The sequence below is a fragment of the Blautia sp. DFI.1.216 genome (genome assembly GCF_020594215.1).
Taxonomy (GTDB): Bacteria; Bacillota; Clostridia; order Lachnospirales; family Lachnospiraceae; genus Blautia_A; species Blautia_A wexlerae.
On sequence record NZ_JAJDML010000242.1, the window covers coordinates 1 to 240 of the forward strand.

A 240-nucleotide genomic window follows, 5' to 3' on the forward strand; every position below is an offset into this window, starting at 1 on the left:
CGTTCCAGATACCCGTATAAGATTTAATCTTTTTCAAGTTCTTTCAGCTCCTTTCAAAATAGAAAAGGACAGCCATTTTCAGACTGTCCCTTAAAAGAGAAATACGCTGTCAGTAGCAACAATGCTTGTCGCTGATCTTCCAGCGTTAATATGGTATCTCGCACATACCTCGGCTTGTTTCAATAAAGCAACCGCCCATATCCAAATCTCGCCCGTAGGCTTCATAGTCAATGTAATTCT

Annotated in this window: 1 pseudogene; it reads right to left on the reverse strand. The window is 40.8% G+C overall.

The features are described from left to right. Positions 1–145: 145 nt before the first annotated feature. Positions 146–240 (reverse strand): annotated as a pseudogene (locus LJE11_RS19590) (antirestriction protein ArdA); the annotation flags it as partial.